This is a genomic window from Streptomyces sp. 142MFCol3.1 (genome assembly GCF_000424945.1).
Taxonomy (GTDB): Bacteria; Actinomycetota; Actinomycetes; order Streptomycetales; family Streptomycetaceae; genus Streptomyces; species Streptomyces siamensis.
Map to the genome: position 1 here is coordinate 61,135 of NZ_AUKV01000019.1, position 18,110 is coordinate 79,244.

Annotated in this window: 12 protein-coding genes; 9 read left to right on the forward strand and 3 right to left on the reverse strand. The window is 72.7% G+C overall.

What is annotated here, in order from left to right; all coding sequences use genetic code 11:
* The first annotated feature begins 90 nt into the window (after nt 1–90).
* Together H305_RS0126775 and H305_RS0126780 are read left to right on the forward strand one after the other, a co-directional pair.
* A complete protein-coding gene (locus H305_RS0126775) occupies nt 91–990 on the forward strand; it encodes a chitosanase (protein ID WP_028803130.1) in 900 nt (299 codons plus the stop codon).
* A 77-nt stretch (nt 991–1,067) separates the two neighbouring features.
* The gene (locus H305_RS0126780) at nt 1,068–1,682 is read left to right on the forward strand and encodes a dihydrofolate reductase family protein (protein ID WP_028803131.1); all 615 of its coding nucleotides are present in this window, start codon (nt 1,068–1,070) and stop codon (nt 1,680–1,682) included.
* Between the two features lie 204 nt (nt 1,683–1,886).
* Here H305_RS0126780 and H305_RS0126785 read toward each other — a convergent pair whose 3' ends face one another.
* The 3 genes from H305_RS0126785 to H305_RS0126795 form a co-directional block, all read right to left on the reverse strand.
* Complete coding sequence (locus H305_RS0126785) at nt 1,887–3,347, reverse strand: glutamate synthase subunit beta (RefSeq protein ID WP_028803132.1); 1,461 nt, start codon at nt 3,345–3,347, stop codon at nt 1,887–1,889.
* Entirely contained in the window at nt 3,340–7,932 is a 4,593-nt protein-coding gene (gltB, locus tag H305_RS0126790) for a glutamate synthase large subunit (protein WP_078629267.1), read from the reverse strand. The genes H305_RS0126785 and gltB overlap by 8 nt, the downstream gene beginning before the upstream one ends.
* 369 nt (nt 7,933–8,301) lie before the next feature.
* On the reverse strand, nt 8,302–9,033 hold the full coding sequence (locus H305_RS0126795) for a VIT1/CCC1 transporter family protein (protein WP_028803134.1): 732 nt from the start codon (nt 9,031–9,033) through the stop codon (nt 8,302–8,304).
* Between the two features lie 275 nt (nt 9,034–9,308).
* Here H305_RS0126795 and H305_RS0126800 point away from each other — a divergent pair, with 275 nt between their 5' ends.
* From H305_RS0126800 to H305_RS0126830, 7 genes are all read left to right on the forward strand, one after another.
* Nucleotides 9,309–10,553: an ADP-ribosylglycohydrolase family protein gene (locus H305_RS0126800; protein ID WP_028803135.1), complete on the forward strand. Its 1,245-nt coding sequence runs from the start codon at nt 9,309–9,311 to the stop codon at nt 10,551–10,553.
* A gap of 743 nt (nt 10,554–11,296) precedes the next feature.
* Nucleotides 11,297–12,511, forward strand: a complete 1,215-nt coding sequence (locus H305_RS47165) for an ADP-ribosylglycohydrolase family protein (protein ID WP_078629272.1) — start codon at nt 11,297–11,299, stop codon at nt 12,509–12,511.
* Nucleotides 12,512–12,518: 7 nt separating this feature from the next.
* Nucleotides 12,519–13,679 carry an ADP-ribosylglycohydrolase family protein gene (locus H305_RS0126810; protein ID WP_028803137.1) on the forward strand — a complete coding sequence of 387 codons (1,161 nt, stop codon included), beginning with the start codon at nt 12,519–12,521 and terminating at the stop codon, nt 13,677–13,679.
* On the forward strand, nt 13,676–15,070 hold the full coding sequence (locus H305_RS0126815) for an ADP-ribosylglycohydrolase family protein (RefSeq protein ID WP_028803138.1): 1,395 nt from the start codon (nt 13,676–13,678) through the stop codon (nt 15,068–15,070). The genes H305_RS0126810 and H305_RS0126815 overlap by 4 nt, the downstream gene beginning before the upstream one ends.
* The gene (gene rbsK, locus H305_RS0126820; RefSeq protein ID WP_028803139.1) at nt 15,067–15,978 is read left to right on the forward strand and encodes a ribokinase; all 912 of its coding nucleotides are present in this window, start codon (nt 15,067–15,069) and stop codon (nt 15,976–15,978) included. Before H305_RS0126815 ends, rbsK begins: the two co-directional genes overlap by 4 nt.
* Complete coding sequence (locus H305_RS0126825) at nt 15,975–17,267, forward strand: CaiB/BaiF CoA transferase family protein (RefSeq protein WP_037765450.1); 1,293 nt, start codon at nt 15,975–15,977, stop codon at nt 17,265–17,267. The genes rbsK and H305_RS0126825 overlap by 4 nt, the downstream gene beginning before the upstream one ends.
* Complete coding sequence (locus tag H305_RS0126830; RefSeq protein ID WP_028803141.1) at nt 17,264–18,100, forward strand: HpcH/HpaI aldolase/citrate lyase family protein; 837 nt, start codon at nt 17,264–17,266, stop codon at nt 18,098–18,100. Before H305_RS0126825 ends, H305_RS0126830 begins: the two co-directional genes overlap by 4 nt.
* Nucleotides 18,101–18,110 lie beyond the last annotated feature (10 nt).

Sequence of the window (18,110 nt, forward strand, 5' to 3'; positions counted from 1 at the left end):
GCCCCATGACGGCTCGGTGGCGGCGCCGCCGTCCCCCGCAGGCGGGAGGGGGCGCACACCCGTGCGCCTCCCCGCCGTAACCTGTGCGCCATGAAGAGAGCTGGTTGCCTGCTGTTCGGCGCGATCCCCGTCCTGGTCACGGCGGTGGTGTACTTCGCCACGCCCGAGCACCCGGCCACGGCCGACGGCAAGGGCGGGACCTCGGCGTCGAGCCAGGCCCGCGAGGAGGCCAAGGCCAAGGCCGAGCAGGCCGCCGACGACGAGGTCATCGCCGACATGCCGCCGGGCCTCGCCGCCCCGGGCAAGAAGGAGCTCGCCCAGCAGATCGTGGCGAGCGCCGAGAACTCCACCCTGAGCTGGCGCGAGGCGTACGGCTACATCGAGGACATCGGCGACGGCCAGGGCTACACCGCGGGCATCGTCGGCTTCTGCACGGGCACCCACGACCTGCTCACCCTCGTGGAGCGCTACACCAAGGCCCACCCGGACAACGGCCTCGCGCGCTACCTCCCCGCGCTGCGCAAGGTCGACGGCACGGACTCCCACGATGGCCTCGACCCCGGTTTCACCGCGGCCTGGAAGCACGAGGCCCGGCTCCCCGCCTTCCGCGACGCCCAGGTCACCGAACGCGACCGCGTCTACTTCGACCCCGCCGTCCGGCTCGCCAAGCTCGACGGCCTCGGCACCCTGGGCCAGTTCGTCTACTACGACGCCATGGTCCTGCACGGCCCGGGCACCGGCCCCGGCGGCTTCTACGGCCTGCGCGAACGCGCCATGCGCGAGGCCGACCTGCCCTCCGAGGGCGGCGACGAGAAGGCGTACCTGGACATCTTCCTGGACATCCGCCGCAAGGCCATGAAGTCCAAGAACCCCGACCGCGACACGACCCGTATCGACACGGCCCAGCGGCAGTTCCTGTACGACGGGAACCTGGACCTGAAGACGCCGCTGGAGTGGAAGGTCTACGGGGAGACGTACAAGATTCCCTGAGCCGCGTGTCGAATGCGCGGGTTCCCGATCGACGTGAGGGTGGAGGCAGTACACCCCAGGAGTTCAGGAGCACCGTCGTGACCGTGACCGCGGACCTCGCCATCTCTCTGGACGGCTTCGTCGCCGGCACCGGAGTCGCCCTCGACAACCCGGGAGGCGACGGCGCCGAACCGCTCTTCGAGTGGATCCACGACCTGGCGAGCTGGCGCGAGCGCCAGGGTATGACCGGCGGGCAGGACAACCGCGACTCCGAGCTGATGCGCGAGTGGTTCGACGCCACCGGCGCGGTGGTCATGGGCCGGATGATGTACGACACCGGCGAGGAGTTCTGGGGCGACAACCCGCCGTTCCGCACCCCGGTCTTCGTGCTCACCCACCGGCCCCGTCCGACCCTGGTCAAGGAGGGCGGCACCGTCTTCACCTTCGTCACCGACGGCATCCACAGTGCCCTCGACCGGGCGAGGACCGCCGCCGGGGACATGAACGTCGACATCGCGGGCGGGGCGAACACCGTGCGGCAGTACCTCCGGGAAGGGCTCATCGACGAGCTGCAACTGCACATCGTGCCCGCGCTCCTCGGCGACGGGCTTCGGCTGTTCGGGGGACCGGGCGCCGGACGGCGGGACCTGGAACAGGTCAGGGTGGTCGAGACCCCCCTCGCCACCCATGTGAAGTACCGCTTCGTGAAGTGACCGTCGTGCGCCAGGCTCCGTGGCCGCGTCCCGCCCGCGTCCTGGAGCCGATGCGGTGGCGCCGGGACAGGGACACGGCACCGGAACATGTGGCGGCGCCTGCCAGTTCGTCCGGTCGGGGACAGTGAGGCAGGCGCCGTCTGTGTTCCGTACGCCTTTGTACGGGACGCAGATGAGTGACCGTCAGGTCACCGTTCGGGGGGGTCAGACCATCAGCGAGCGGTCCGTCGGGCGGATCGGGGCCGGGAGGTCGCTGGCGCCCGTGAGGAACCGGTCCACCCCGCGGGCGGCCGAGCGGCCCTCGGCGATGGCCCAGACGATCAGCGACTGGCCGCGGCCCGCGTCACCGGCGACGTACACACCGGGGACGTTCGTCGCGAAATCGGCGTCGCGGGCGATGTTGCCGCGGGCATCGAGCTCCAGGCCGAACTGGGAGACCAGGCCGTTCTCCACGTCCGTGCCGGTGAAGCCCATGGCCAGCGTGACCAGCTGGGCGGGGATCTTGCGCTCCGTGCCCGGCTTGGCCGTCAGCTTGCCGTCGACGAACTCCACCTCGGAGAGGTGCAGCCACTGGACGTTGCCCTCCTCGTCGCCCTCGAAGTGGGTGGTCGAGACGGAGTAGACCCGCTCGCCGCCCTCCTCGTGCGCGGAGGTGACCTTGTAGAGCATCGGGAAGGTGGGCCAGGGCTGGCCCGCGTTCCGCTCCTCGCCCGGCCGCGGCATGATCTCCAGCTGCGTGACCGAGGCCGCGCCCTGGCGGTGGGCGGTGCCCACGCAGTCCGCGCCGGTGTCACCGCCGCCGATCACGACGACGTGCTTGCCCTCGGCGCTGATCGGGGGCGCCACGTAGTCGCCCTCCTGCACCTTGTTGGCCAGCGGCAGGTACTCCATGGCCTGGTGGATGCCCTTGAGCTCCCGCCCGGGCACGGGCAGGTCGCGGGCGGTCGTCGCACCCGCGGCGATGACCACGGCGTCGTACCGCTTGCGCAGGTCCGTCGCCTTGAGGTCGCGGCCGATCTCGATACCGGTGCGGAAGCGGGTGCCCTCCGCGCGCATCTGCTCGATGCGGCGGTTGATGTGCCGCTTCTCCATCTTGAACTCGGGGATGCCGTAGCGGAGCAGGCCGCCGACGCGGTCGGCGCGCTCGTACACCGCGACCGTGTGGCCGGCCCGGGTCAGCTGCTGGGCGGCGGCGAGACCGGCGGGACCGGACCCGATGACCGCGACCGTCTTGCCCGACAGGCGCTCGGGGATCCGCGGGGCGACATCGCCCGTGTCCCACGCCTTGTCGATGATCGAGACCTCGACGTTCTTGATGGTCACGGCCGGCTGGTTGATGCCGAGCACGCACGCCGACTCGCACGGAGCGGGGCACAGACGGCCCGTGAACTCCGGGAAGTTGTTCGTGGCGTGCAGGCGCTCGGACGCGGCGGACCAATCCTCGCGGTACGCGTAGTCGTTCCACTCCGGGATCAGGTTGCCCAGCGGACAGCCGTTGTGGCAGAACGGGATGCCGCAGTCCATGCAGCGGCTCGCCTGCTTGGAGATGATCGGGAGCAGCGAACCGGGGACGTAGACCTCGTTCCAGTCCCGGACCCGCTCCTCGACGGGCCGGGACCGGGCGACCTCACGGCCGTGCTTCAGAAAGCCCCTGGGATCAGCCATTGGTCGCCGCCTCCATCATCTTCTCGGTGATCTCGGACTCGGGGAGTCCGGCTCGCTCGGCGGCGTCCTTGGCGGCGAGCACTGCCTTGTACGTGCTGGGGATGATCTTGCTGAAGCGGTCCACGGACACGGACCACTCGGCGAGGAGCTTCTCGGCGACCGTGGAGCCGGTCTCCTCCGCGTGCCGGCGCACCACGTCGTGCAGCCACTGCTTGTCGGTGTCGTCGAGTTCCTGGACGGCGTTCACGTTGCCGGCGTTGACGTTGTCGCGGTCGAGGTCGATGACGTACGCGATGCCGCCGGACATGCCGGCCGCGAAGTTGCGGCCCGTCTCGCCGAGGACCACCGCGTGACCGCCGGTCATGTACTCGCAGCCGTGGTCGCCCACGCCCTCGGAGACCACCAGCGCACCGGAGTTGCGGACGCAGAAGCGCTCGCCCGTGCGACCGCGCAGGAAGAGCTCGCCGCCCGTCGCGCCGTACGCGATGGTGTTGCCCGCGATCGTCGAGAACTCGGCGAGGTGGTCGGCGCCCCGGTCGGGACGGACGATCACCCGGCCGCCGGAGAGGCCCTTGCCGACGTAGTCGTTGGCGTCGCCCTCCAGGCGCAGCGTGACACCGCGGGGCAGGAAGGCGCCGAAGGACTGGCCCGCCGAGCCCGTGAAGGTGATGTCGATCGTGTCGTCGGGCAGACCCGCGCCGCCGAACTTCTTCGTCACCTCGTGGCCGAGCATGGTGCCGACCGTGCGGTTGATGTTGCGGATCGCGACCTGCGCGCGGACCGGCTGGGCGTCGGTCGCGGAGTCCGCGGCCAGCGCGTCGGCGGCCAGCTTGATCAGCTCGTTGTCGAGCGCCTTCTCCAGGCCGTGGTCCTGCTCGACGACCTGGTGACGCACGGCGCCCTCGGGCAGCTCGGGCACGTGGAACAGCGGGGACAGGTCCAGGCCCTGCGCCTTCCAGTGGTCGACCGCCCGCGTGACGTCGAGGTTCTCGGCGTGGCCGACGGCCTCCTCGATGGAGCGGAAGCCCAGCTCGGCGAGGATCTCGCGGACCTCCTCGGCGATGAACCGGAAGTAGTTCACCACGTACTCGGCCTTGCCGGCGAAGCGGTCGCGGAGCACCGGGTTCTGCGTGGCGATGCCGACCGGGCAGGTGTCCAGGTGGCAGACGCGCATCATGACGCAGCCGGAGACGACGAGCGGCGCGGTCGCGAAACCGAACTCCTCGGCGCCGAGCAGCGCGGCGATGACGACGTCACGGCCGGTCTTCAGCTGGCCGTCGGTCTGCACGACGATGCGGTCGCGCAGGCCGTTGAGCAGCAGCGTCTGCTGGGTCTCGGCGAGGCCGAGCTCCCAGGGGCCACCGGCGTGCTTCAGGGAGGTGAGCGGCGAGGCGCCCGTACCGCCGTCGTGGCCGGAGATCAGGACGACGTCCGCGTGGGCCTTGGAGACACCCGCGGCAACCGTGCCGACGCCGACCTCGGAGACCAGCTTCACGTGGATGCGGGCCTGCGGGTTGGCGTTCTTGAGGTCGTGGATCAGCTGAGCCAGGTCCTCGATGGAGTAGATGTCGTGGTGCGGGGGCGGGGAGATGAGGCCCACGCCCGGGGTGCTGTGCCGGGTCTTGGCGACCCAGGGGTACACCTTGTGGCCGGGCAGCTGGCCACCCTCGCCGGGCTTCGCGCCCTGCGCCATCTTGATCTGGATGTCGTCGGCGTTGACCAGGTACTCCGAGGTCACGCCGAAGCGGCCGGAGGCGACCTGCTTGATCGCCGAGCGGCGCGCCGGGTCGTACAGGCGATCCGGGTCCTCGCCGCCCTCACCTGTGTTGGACTTGCCGCCCAGCTGGTTCATGGCGATGGCGAGGGTCTCGTGCGCCTCCTTGGAGATGGAGCCGTACGACATGGCGCCGGTCGAGAAGCGCTTGACGATCTCGGAGACGGGCTCGACCTCGTCGACGGGGATCGGCTGCCGGCCGGACGTGAAGCCGAACAGGCCACGCAGCGTCATCAGACGCTCGGACTGCTCGTTCACCCGGTCCGTGTACTTCTTGAAGATGTCGTAGCGGCCGGTGCGCGTCGCGTGCTGGAGGCGGAAGACCGTCTCCGGGTCGAACAGGTGCGGCTCACCCTCGCGGCGCCACTGGTACTCGCCGCCTATGTCGAGGGCGCGGTGCGCGGGCGCGATGCCGGAGGCCGGGTACGCCTTGGCGTGCCGGGCGGCGACCTCCTTGGCGATGACGTCGAGACCGGCGCCGCCGATCTTCGTCGCCGTGCCGTTGAAGTACTTCTCGACGAAGGCCTCGTCCAGGCCGACTGCCTCGAAGACCTGGGCGCCGCGGTAGGAGGCGACGGTGGAGATGCCCATCTTGGACATGACCTTGAGGACGCCCTTGCCGAGCGCGTAGATCAGGTTGCGGATGGCCTGCTCGGACTCGATGCCGGACAGGAAGGTGCCCGCGCGGACGAGGTCCTCGACGGACTCCATCGCCAGGTACGGGTTGACCGCCGCGGCGCCGAAGCCGATGAGCAGGGCGACGTGGTGGACCTCGCGGACGTCACCGGCCTCGACCAGCAGGCCCACGTGGGTGCGCTGCTTGGTGCGGATGAGGTGGTGGTGGACGGCCGCGGTGAGCAGCAGCGACGGGATCGGCGCGTGCTCGGCGTCCGAGTGGCGGTCCGACAGGACGATCAGCCGGGCGCCGTTCTCGATGGCGGCGTCGGCCTCGGCGCAGATCTCCTCGATCCGCGCGGCCAGCGCGTCGCCGCCGCCGGAGACCCGGTAGAGGCCGGAGAGGGTCGCGGCCTTCATGCCGGGCATGTCGCCGTCGGCGTTGATGTGGATGAGCTTGGCCAGCTCGTCGTTGTCGATCACCGGGAAGGGCAGGGTGACCGAGCGGCAGGAGGCGGCCGTCGGGTCCAGCAGGTTGCCCTGCGGGCCCAGCGAGGAGCGCAGGGAAGTGACCAGCTCTTCCCTGATCGCGTCCAGCGGCGGGTTGGTGACCTGCGCGAACAGCTGGGTGAAGTAGTCGAAGAGCAGACGCGGACGCTGCGAGAGGGCGGCGATCGGCGAGTCCGTGCCCATCGAGCCGATCGGCTCGGCGGCGGCCTTGGCCATCGGCGCGAGGATGACGCGGAGCTCTTCCTCGGTGTAGCCGAAGGTCTGCTGGCGGCGGGTGACCGAGGCGTGGGTGTGCACGATGTGCTCGCGCTCGGGCAGGTCGGAGAGCTCGATCTCGCCGGCTTCCAGCCACTCCGCGTACGGGTTCTCGGCGGCGAGATCGGCCTTGATCTCGTCGTCCTCGATGATGCGGTGCTCGGCGGTGTCGACGAGGAACATCCTGCCGGGCTGGAGGCGGCCCTTGCGGACGACCTTGGCGGGGTCGATGTCGAGGACACCGACCTCGGAGCCGAGGACGACGAGGCCCTCGTCGGTGACCCAGTAGCGGCCGGGGCGCAGGCCGTTGCGGTCGAGGACCGCGCCGACCTGGGTGCCGTCGGTGAAGGTGACACAGGCCGGGCCGTCCCAGGGCTCCATCATCGTGGAGTGGAACTGGTAGAAGGCGCGGCGGGCCGGGTCCATGGAGCCGTGGTTCTCCCACGCCTCCGGGATCATCATCAGCACGGAGTGCGGGAGGGAGCGGCCGCCGAGGTGCAGGAGTTCGAGCACCTCGTCGAAGGAGGCCGAGTCGGACGCGTCCGGAGTGCAGACGGGGAAGATCCGCTCCAGGCCCTTGTCGCCGAACAGGTCGGAGACGAGCTGGGACTCGCGGGCACGCATCCAGTTGCGGTTGCCCTTGACCGTGTTGATCTCGCCGTTGTGCGCGACGAAGCGGTACGGGTGGGCGAGCGGCCAGCTCGGGAAGGTGTTGGTGGAGAACCGGGAGTGCACGAGCGCGATCGCGGAGGCGAAGCGGCGGTCGGACAGGTCCGGGAAGAAGGGCTCCAGCTGGCCGGTGGTCAGCATGCCCTTGTAGACGATGGTCCGCCCGGACAGCGACGGGAAGTAGACGCCGGCCTCGCGCTCGGCGCGCTTGCGCAGCACGAACGCCTTGCGGTCGAGGTCGATGCCCGTGCTGGCACCGTCGGTCACGAAGATCTGCCGGAAGGCGGGCATCGTGGAGCGAGCGGTGGCACCGAGCAGCTCGGGGGCGACCGGGACCTCGCGCCAGCCGAGCACCGTCAGGCCCTCGTCGCCGGCGATCGTCTCGATCTGCGAGACGGCGTCGGCCGTGGCGTCCTCGGGGAGGAAGGCGATGCCGACGGCGTAGGCGCCGGCCTCGGGCAGCTCGAATCCGGCCACCTCACGGAAGAAGGCGTCGGGCACCTGGGAGAGGATGCCGGCGCCGTCGCCCGAGTCGGGCTCGGAGCCGGTCGCGCCGCGGTGCTCCAGGTTGCGCAGAACCGTGAGCGCCTGCTCGACCAGCGCGTGGCTCGCCTCGCCGGTGAGGGTGGCCACGAAGCCGACGCCACAGGCGTCGCGCTCGTTGCGGGGGTCGTACATACCCTGCGCAGCAGGGCGAGCATCCATGAAGGACCAGTTCTGGCCATTCGCGGAGTGCTGGGACGGCTGGCGCGGCGTACGCATCGGCTCTCCCGTCGTCGTCGTGGCATATGACATCTGCCGAGGGACGACGTTGGCCCTCTGCTGGGGGTTCAAAATTTCACGCAGGTTACATGATGGAGTGGTTCTCGAGAACCGGATACACCGTTCCAACATGCGGACACCGCGGGGTCGCGGTCGGAGTTCCGCGCCAGACGGTGGAATCAAGGGGGACCCAAGCGGACAGATCAGTGCCCGTCGGTCCGATTCGCAGCGGGCATCGTCGCTCGTCACGAGGGTTGCGGGCGCAGGCGTCATTGCCTGCGGTGCTTACGGCTCATGCCCGGTGGTTAAGGAATCGAAACCGCCGAGTAACGGCTACTTATGCAGTCCCTTGCATAAGCGCTCGGCAACTCATCCTACGGCCGTACCGAACAGACTGCCCAGGGCGTACGTCACACCCGCCGCCGCGCCACCGAGAGCGAGCTGTCGCAGTCCGCTGAACCACCAAGACCGGGCGGTCACCTTGGCCACGATCGCACCGCACGCGAAAAGTCCGATGAACGCGAGCACCAGGGCCGGCCACAGGGCCGTCGCGCCGAGCAGATACGGCAGGACGGGGAGCAGGGCGCCGAGGGCGAAGGAGCCGAAGCTCGACACGGCGGCGACGGACGGGGAGGGCAGGTCGCCCGGGTCTATGCCCAGCTCCTCGCGCGCGTGGATCTCCAGGGCCTGCTCGGGGTCACGGGAGAGCTGCCGGGCGACCTCGCGCGCCAGCTCCGGCTCGACGCCACGCGCCTCGTACAGGTCGGCGAGCTCGCGCTCCTCGTCCTTGGGGTGCTTGCGCAGCTCCGTTCTCTCCACGTCGAGTTCCGCCTCGACGAGTTCGCGCTGCGAGGCGACGGAGGTGTACTCGCCGGCCGCCATCGAGAAGGCGCCTGCGGCGAGCCCCGCGAGGCCCGTGATCACGATCGTCCGGTGGGACACGGCGCCGCCGGCGACGCCGGTCATCAGGGCGAGGTTGGAGACGAGCCCGTCCATCGCGCCGAACACGGCGGGGCGCAGCCAGCCGCCGTTGACATCGCGGTGCGTGTGGTTGTCGCGGTGCGCCTCGTGCAGGGTCGCTTCGGTCTCGATGATGGCCATGCCAGGGTCCCCCACGATGCTTGATTGGACTGTTTCCACTTTTCGACAACCCTCAAAGTACGCCTCGGCATTCCTGCCCGCCAGCAAGGAAAGGCTGGGCTTACCTGCGGCTTTATTTCTTTTCGCTCATCCGAGATCTGAGACGCACAGATGTCGACCGGGTGACAGCGGGGCCCGTGAGGCTCTTGTCAACCGCCGATGTGGGACAGATCCGCAAAGGGCTCCGCGCACCGAAGTCCGCGCACCGGCAGGGGGTCCTCGGAAGAGAGGCACGTATGGCTTCCATCGCCTGCATTCCCTCGGTCCCGGCGCCCGGGGACGCCGCCGAACTCCGTGAGCGGGCGCGCGGCGCGCTGCTGGGACTGGCCGTCGGGGACGCGCTGGGCGCGCCCGCCGAGAACATGAAGCCGTCGGAGATCCGCGCGAAATGGGGCCGGATCACCGGGTACGTCACCGAGCACCCGGCCGGGACGGACGACACCGAGTACGCGATCTTCTCTGGACTGCTGCTGGCCCGGCACGGCTCGGCACTCACCGTCGCCCATGTCGAGGCGGCCTGGCACCAGTGGATCGCCGACCGCGACGAGGGCCCGTTCCGGGGCGCCGGATTCAGCGAGCGCGGCACGCTGGAGAACCTGCGCCGGGGACTTGCGGCGCCGATCTCGGCCCAGCACCGGCACGCTTGGAGCGACGGGCTGGCGATGCGGGCGGCGCCCTTCGGGGTCTTCGCGGCCGGCCGCCCGGCGGAGGCCGCACGGCTCGTGGCCGTCGACGGTTCGGTGAGCCACGACGGCGAGGGCATCTACGGCGGCCAGGCGGTCGCGGCGGGCGTCGCCGCGGCCATGGCGGGCGCCCACACCATCGCGGTCGTCGCCTCCGCGCTGGCGGTGGTCCCGGACGACTCCTGGACGGCCCGCTCGCTGCGCCGGGCGGTCGCGGTCGCCCACCGGGGCGAGCGGGCGGTCCGCTCGGCGGTCGTCATCGGCGGCTACCCCTGGACCGACCTGGCACCGGAGGCGGTGGCGCTCGCCTTCGGCGCCTACGCCGCCGCCGACGGCGCCTTCGAGGAGTCCGTGCTCACGGCCGTCAACATGGGCCGCGACGCCGACACCACGGCCGCGGTGGCCGGTGCCCTGGCCGGCGCGACCCGCGGCGCCTCGGCGATCCCGGCCGCCTGGGCCGCGGCGATCGGCCCGGCCCGGGGCAGTTGCCTGCCCTCCATGAAGGGCCACCACGTGCTGGACGTGGCGGAGCTGCTGACGCCGGAGGACGCGGGCAAGTGGGGCCCCCAGGGGCATACGCGGGGCGAGGCCGGCGCCGGGGGCGAGTGGCCGCCGCTGGAGCCGGGGGCGTACCTGCCGCCGCTCTCCGGCCGGCGCCCGCTCACCACCGCGGGCAGGCGCCCGCCGGGGTTCGCGGGCGGACGTCCGCCCGCGAACCCGCACCCGTGCCCGCCCCCCGGTGCCGACGCGTACGCCGACGCCTACGTGCCGGCCGAGGACGAGGAGGTGCGCCCGTGAGGCCCGGCCTGGTCGCAGACGAGCCCGCGGAACGCGCGGGCGAGGGCGCGGCGTCCGTCCCGGAGACCACGCCCTCGCCTCCCACCGCGCCGGAGACCACGCCCCGGGCGCCGGCAGCAGCGGAAGCCGGCCCGGAGCGCATCGCCCCCGAAGCCACACCCCCAGTACCCCCCGCAGCGGGACCCACCCCGGCACCCGCCACCGCCCCGGAAGCCCCGCCCGCACCACCGGCCACGCCGGAGACCAACCCGGCGCCTCGCGCCGTTCCGGAGATCACCACGACACCCCCCGCCGTCCCGGAGTTCACGGCACCCGCCACCGTGCCGGAAGCCCCGCCCGCACCACCGACCGCCCGGGAAACCAACCCCGCACCTCTCGCCGCCCCGGAGATCACCACGACACCCCTTGCCGGTCAGGAGACCTCTTTGGCGACCGTGCCGGAGGCCGCGCCCGCGCTACCGGCCGCGCAGGAGGCCGACCATGCACCCGCCGCCAGGCCGGAGGCCACACGCCCACCACCCGCGGCAGGGGAGATCACCCCCAGACCCGCTGCCGTCCCGGACACCAACCCGGCCCCCCTCGCCGCCACGGAGATCACCACTGCACCCGTCGCCGTCCCGCAGACCACTCCCGCGCTGCCGGCCGTCCCGAGAACCGACCCGGCACCTCCCGCCGCGCCGGAGACCACCACCGCACCCGTTGCCGCCCGGGAGACCACTCCCGCACCCGCCGCCCACAAGGCCGTGCCCGGGCGCGCCGCCGGTCCGGAGCGGATCGTCGTCGCGCATGCCTCCGCCGCGGAGCCCGGCCGCGAGGTCCGTGCGGGCGTGGCCCGGCGGCCGCGCGTCCGTCGCATCGAGGGGCTGCTCCTCGGGCTCGCCGCAGGGGACGCGGCGGGATGGCCCGCGGCCCGGCACCGGGCCGCGCGGATGCCCGAGTGGACGCGGCGGCTGACCCGGGAGCTGGACACGTTCGCGGAGCAGAACGCGACCACGACGCTGCCCGTGCCGATCGCGCTCAACCAGCCGCCCGAGCCGCTCAGGCTCGGCCCGTCGGACGACGCGGAGTGGGCGGCGTTCGCGGCTGAGGCCGTGCTGCGCGCCGGAGAGGGCGCCGCGCTCGGCGACCTGAGCCGGGAGCGGCGGATGCGGGCGTCCATCGACCTGTCGTGGAACGCGATCGCCAGCGAGGTCGCCGCCGCCGCGGAACGTGCCCCGGAGGTCGAGTCCGCCCTGCTCCCGCTGCGCGCCCGGATCTCCGTACGGGCCGGGCTCGGCAACCTCGCGACCGGACTGCGCCCCCCGGCCACCGGCCACGACAATCCGCACTACTTCGACGACGCGGCCTGCGTCCGGGCCTGTGTGCTGGCCGTGGCCCACCCGGGCGACCCCCGACTCGCCGCCGGACTCGCGGAGTTCGATGCCCGCTACACCCAGGACGGCGACGGTGTGCACGGCGCCCGGGCGATGGCGGCGGCACTGGCGCTGGCCCTCGCCGGGGCCGATGTCGACGCCTGCGCGGACGCCGCGCTCGCGGAACTCCCCGAGTCGACGGAGATCGGCCGCAACGCCCGGCACGCGCTCACCCTCGCGCGTGCCAGCGAGGGCACGTTCGCCCTGGTCCCGCTGCTGGAACACCAGATCGTGGATCACGTGTACAGCTACGGCATCGCCGCCGCCGAGACCGTCCCGGTGGCCCTCGCCCTGGCCACCGCCGCACGTGGCCGGATCGCCGAGGCGGTGCCGGCCGCCGCCTGTCTGTCCCGGGTCGCGGACTCCGCCCCGGCGCTCGCGGGCGCGCTGACCGGCGCGCTCGGCGGGGGCGCGGCGATCCCCGCCTCCTGGCGCGACGCCTGCCGCACGCTTTCCGGCTGCGCGCTGCCCCGGCTGACCGGGACGGACCTCATCGGACTCGCCGAACTGCTCGAAGCGACGGAACTGGCCCACCCAGAGGGATGATTCGGGCATGACGCCCAAAGGAGAAGGAAACGGAACCCTCGACGAACGGATCGCCGGAGCCCTGGTCGGAGCCGCCGTCGGCGACGCGCTCGGCGGCCCCGTCGAGGGGTACTCCCCCGAGCAGATCACCGAGCGCCACGGCGGCCGGGTGCACGGCATCGTCGGCCCCTGGAACGGCGACGCGTGGCGTACCGCACGCCCCATCGCCCCGTACCACAAGGGCGACGGACACGTCACCGACGACACGTTGATGACCCACGCGCTGGTACGGGTGTACGCCACCGTCCGCGACCACCTCGACGCGTACTCCGTCGCCGAGCACCTGGTGCCCGACCTCATGGGCACCCCCCGCTGGGTTCCCGAGCTGGAGGCCGAGGCGCTCCTTCTGCAACGGATCTTCCTCGCGGAGAAGTGGCTGGTGACCCGCCTGCACTACGGCCACGTGGACCCCCGCGAGGCGGGCACGGGCAACATCGTCAACTGCGGTGCGGCGATGTACATGGCCCCGGTCGGCCTGGTCAACGCGGCGAACCCGGCCGCCGCGTACGCCGAGGCGCTCGACGTCGCCGGCGCCCACCAGTCGTCGTACGGCCGCGAGGCCGCGGGCGTCTTCGCCGCGGCGGTCGCGGCGGCCTGCGTCCCCGGGGCGACCCCCGCCTCGGTGGTCGGCGCCTGCCTGGCTCTGGCGAAGGACGGCACCCGCGACGCCGTCGAGGCGGTCTGCGAAGTCGCCGCCCGGCACACGGACTTCGAGTCCGCGTTGAGCCCGCTGCGCGAGGCGGTGACCCCCTTCGACACCGTCGGCCCCGACTACCGTGCCCCCTCCCTGGGCGCCCGCCGTCCCTCACGCCTGCACTCCATCGAGGAACTCCCCGTCGCCCTCGGCATGTTGGTGGTCGCGGGCGGCGACTACCGGCACGCGGTCCTCGGCGCGGTCAACTACGGACGCGACTGCGACTCCATCGCCACCATGGCCGGGGCCCTCGCGGGCGCCCTCGGTTCCGAGGTCCCGCACGACTGGGCGAAGACGGTGGCGGAGTCGAGCCGCCTCGACCTGGACGGCCCGGCCAGGACGCTCGCGGAGGTGACCCGGGAGATCTTCGAGCGGGACGTGCGCCGCCGCCGGGCCCACGAATCGGCGTACGCGGCTCTGGCGGGACCACGGTGACCGGCTCCGCCGGGCCGCCGGCACAGGCGCTCCGGCTGACCTGGGTCCAGCCCGAGGACCTCCTCGGCCACGAACTGCACCAGGCGGCCCAGGACGGCCGCTCCCCCGCGGCCGTCGCGGCCCGCTGGCGCGCGGCGGGCGGCCCCGAGGCCCCGCTGCGCGCGGGCTCCTCCCCGACCCCCGTCTCCCCGTACCTGCGAGTCCTGGCCGAGGACCTGCTCGACGAACTGGCGGACCTGCCCAGCACGTCGGCGCACCAGGAGCCGACCGACCTGACGAGGATCAGAGCGCACTGCGCCGACTGGCCTGCGCCGCCACCGCTGCCGCCGCCGGTCCCCGGCCAGGCCCGCCTCGAAGCGGCCTGGCTGGGCCGGGCGATCGGCTGCCTGCTGGGCAAACCGGTGGAGAAGCTGCCCCTGCGGGGCATCCGGGAGCTGGCCCGGGCCACGGGGAACTGGCCCCTGCACACCTGGTTCACGGCGCGCGGACTGCCCGGGCACCTCGAGGAGGCGTACCCCTGGAACAAGCGCTCCGCGCCCACCTCCCTCGCCGAGAACATCGACGGCATGCCGGAGGACGACGACCTCAACTACCCGCTCCTGAACCTCCTGTTGCTGCAACGCCACGGCAGGCGGTTCACCACCGCGGACGTGGCCCGGCTCTGGCTGGACGAACTCCCCGCGGGCCGTACGTTCACCGCGGAACGCGTCGCCTACCGCAACCTCCTGTCCGGCATCGAGCCCCCCAGGACGGCACGCCACCGCAACCCGTTCCGCGAGTGGATCGGCGCGCTGATCCGCGCCGACGTGCACGGCTGGACCAACCCCGGTGATCCGGGCGCCGCCGCGGCACAGGCACACCGGGACGCCGCCCTCACCCACACCGCCAACGGCGTCTACGCGGCGATGTTCACGGCGGCGGTCATCGCCGAGGCGGCCGGCGGGGCGAGCGACGTCCAGCGGTGTCTCGGCACCGGACTCACCGTCGTGCCGCCCGGCTCCCGACTGGCCCGCGCTGTCCGGCACGCCGTCCGGCTCGCCCGTACGACGGACGATTTCGACACGGTCGTCGACGAACTGCACGCCGTCCACCACGACTGCCACTGGGTGCACGCCGTGCCCAACACCGCCCTGATCGCCGCCGCCCTCACCCACGCGGACGGCGACTTCACCGGCTCCATCTGCCGGGCGGTGTCGGGCGGCTGGGACACCGACTCCAACGGCGCGACGGCCGGCGGCGTCGCGGGCCTCCTCGCGGGCGATCCCCTGGCCCTGCCCGACCGCTGGACCAGCCCCCTGAAGAACCGGCTCGCCACCTCGATCGCCGACTTCGACGGCATCGGCTTCGACACCCTCGCCCACCTCACACAACGGGAGATCCGTCGCCCATGACCCACATCGCCGTGCTCGGCAGCACGAACATGGACCTCGTCGCGTACGTCCCCAAGGCCCCGCAGCGCGGGGAGACCGTGACGGGACGGGAGTTCCGTACGATCCCCGGCGGCAAGGGCGCCAACCAGGCGGTGGCCGCGGCGCACGCGGGCGCCGACGTCTCGCTGATCGGCGCGGTGGGCGCGGACGCCTTCGGCAGCCAGCTCCGGTCCACGCTGGAGCACTCGGGCGTGAACACCGACCACCTGCGCACCACCGAGGGCCCGTCGGGCACCGCGCACATCGTCGTCGACGACGAGGGCGGCAACGCCATCGTCGTCGTCCCCGGCGCCAACGGCACCGTCACCGCCCTCGCCCCCGGCGACGAGGGACTCATCACCAGCGCCGACGCCCTCCTGCTCCAGCTGGAGATCCCGCTCGACGCCGTCGTCGCGGGCGCCCGGGCCGCGCGTCGGCACGGCGTCCGCACGATCCTGACCCCCTCCCCTGCCCAGCCCCTGGCACCCGAACTGCTCGGTGCCATCGACCTGTTGCTGCCCAACGAGCACGAAGCCGCCGCGCTCACCGGCGTCACCGACCCGTACGAGGCCGCCGCGGCCCTGCTCGAACAGGTCCCGGAGGTCGTCGTCACCCTGGGCGCGGCGGGCAGTCTGTACGCGGCCCGCGGCGCGCGGCCCCTCACCGTGCCCGCTCCCCGGGTGACCGCCGTGGACTCGACCGGTGCGGGCGACACCTTCGCGGGCACCCTCGCCGTGGCACTCGCCGAGGGCCGGGAGATGCCGGAGGCGCTCGTCTGGGCGTCGGCGGCCGCGGCGCTCTCGGTGCAGCGGCCGGGGGCGTCCTCCTCTATGCCGTACCGCTCGGAGATCGATGCCCGGGCCGCGCAGTCGAACGGTGCGCGCTCATGACCGCGCACCCGGGCCACCCGGCGGGCCCGCACGGCACCGGTCCGGCGAGCGCGCCCCCGGAGCGCACAGGGCCGGCACATCGCGCGAGCGCCCGCCCCGAACGCGACGGCCCGCTCGCCGGGCTGCGCGTCCTGGACCTCGCGACCCTGTTCGCCGGACCGTTGGCCGCCACCATGCTCGGCGACTTCGGCGCGGAGGTCATCAAGGTGGAGCATCCGGCCAAACCGGATCCGTCCCGAGGCCACGGCCCGTCGAAGGACGGCATCGGCCTGTGGTGGAAGCTCCTCGGCCGCAACAAGCACACGATCACGCTGGACCTGTCCAAGCGCGGCGGCCGCGCGACCCTGCTCCGGCTCGCCGCCACCGCCGACGTGATCGTCGAGAACTTCCGTCCCGGCACGCTGGAGAAGTGGGACCTGGGCTGGGACGAACTGTCGGCCGCCAACCCCCGCCTGCTGCTGGCCCGGGTCACCGCCTTCGGCCAGTTCGGCCCGTACGCGCACCGCCCCGGCTTCGGCACGCTCGCCGAGGCGATGAGCGGCTTCGCCGCGGTCACCGGCGAGCCCGACGCGCCGCCGGTCCTGCCGCCCTTCGGGCTCGCCGACTCGATCGCGGGCCTGGCGACCGCGTACGCGGTGATGACCGCGCTGCGGGCCCGCGACCGCACCGGCGAGGGCCAGGTCATCGACATGGCGATCATCGAACCGATCCTGACCGTCCTCGGACCGCAGCCCATCTGGTACGACCAGCTCGGCCACGTCCAGCCGCGCACCGGGAACCGTTCCGCGAACAACGCGCCCCGCAACACCTACCGCACGGCGGACGGTTCCTGGGTGGCTGTCTCCACGTCGGCGCAGTCGATCGCGGAGCGGGTGATGCGGCTGGTCGGACGCCCGGACCTGATCGAAGAGCCGTGGTTCGCGACGGGCGCGGACCGGGCACGGCACGCGGACGTCCTGGACGAGGCGGTCGGCTCGTGGATCGGCCGGCACGACCGCACCGAGGTCCTGGAGGCCTTCGAGAAGGCGGAGGCCGCGGTGGCCCCCGTGCAGGACGTCCGGGACGTCATGACCGACCCGCAGTACGCGGCCCTGGACACCGTGACCACCCTCGACGACCCCGACCTGGGACCGCTGCGCATGCAGAACGTCCTCTTCCGGCTCTCCGGCACGCCGGGCGCGATCCACTGGGCGGGCCGCCCGCACGGCGCGGACACGGAGCGGGTCCTCACCGAACTCGGTCTGACCGGGGCGGAGATCGGCGCGCTGCGCGCGGAGGGCGCTCTGTGACCGCGGAGTTCCCCCTCACCTGGCTGTACGCCCCAGGGGACCGTCCCGCCGTGGTCGCCAAGGCCCTGGCCTCCGGAGCGGACGTCGTGCTGGTCGATCTGGAGGACGCGGTGGCCCCGGACCGCAAGGCGTACGCCCGTGAGGCCACGGCCGACCTGCTGTGCGATCCGCCGCCCGTCCCGGTTCACGTCCGCGTCAACGCCCTGGGCAACCCGCTGACGGAGACCGACCTCAAGACCCTCTCCCCGCTCCCCGGTCTGTCCGGCATCCGGCTCCCCAAGGTGACCTCGCCCTGCGACGTCGTACGGGCCGCGCAGGAGGCCACACCCGCCGACGGCGCCGCGATTCCCCTGTACGCGCTGCTCGAGACGGCTCTCGGCGTGGAGCACGCCTTCGCCATCGCCTCGTCGCACCGGGCACTGCACGGCATCGCCATCGGGGAGACCGACCTGAGGGCCGACCTCGGCGTCCGCAACGACGCGGGCCTGGACTGGTCGCGCGCCCGTGTGGTCGTGGCCGCGCGTGCGGCGGGCCTGCCCCCGCCCGTCCAGTCGGTCTACCCGGACATCCGCGACGTGGAGGGACTGGCCTCGTCCTGCGGGCACGGCCGCGCACTGGGATTCCTCGGGCGTGCGGCCATCCACCCCCGCCAGCTGCCCATCATCGAGCAGGCCTACCTCCCCACCCCGGCGGAGATCGACTCGGCCGAGGCCGTCGTGAAGGCCGCCGAGAGCGACGCGGGCGCCCAGGCCCTGCCCGACGGCCGGTTCGTCGACGCGGCGGTGGTGATGGCCGCCCATCGCACCCTCGCGCTGGCGCGCCGTCTGACGTAGCGGGGCCCGG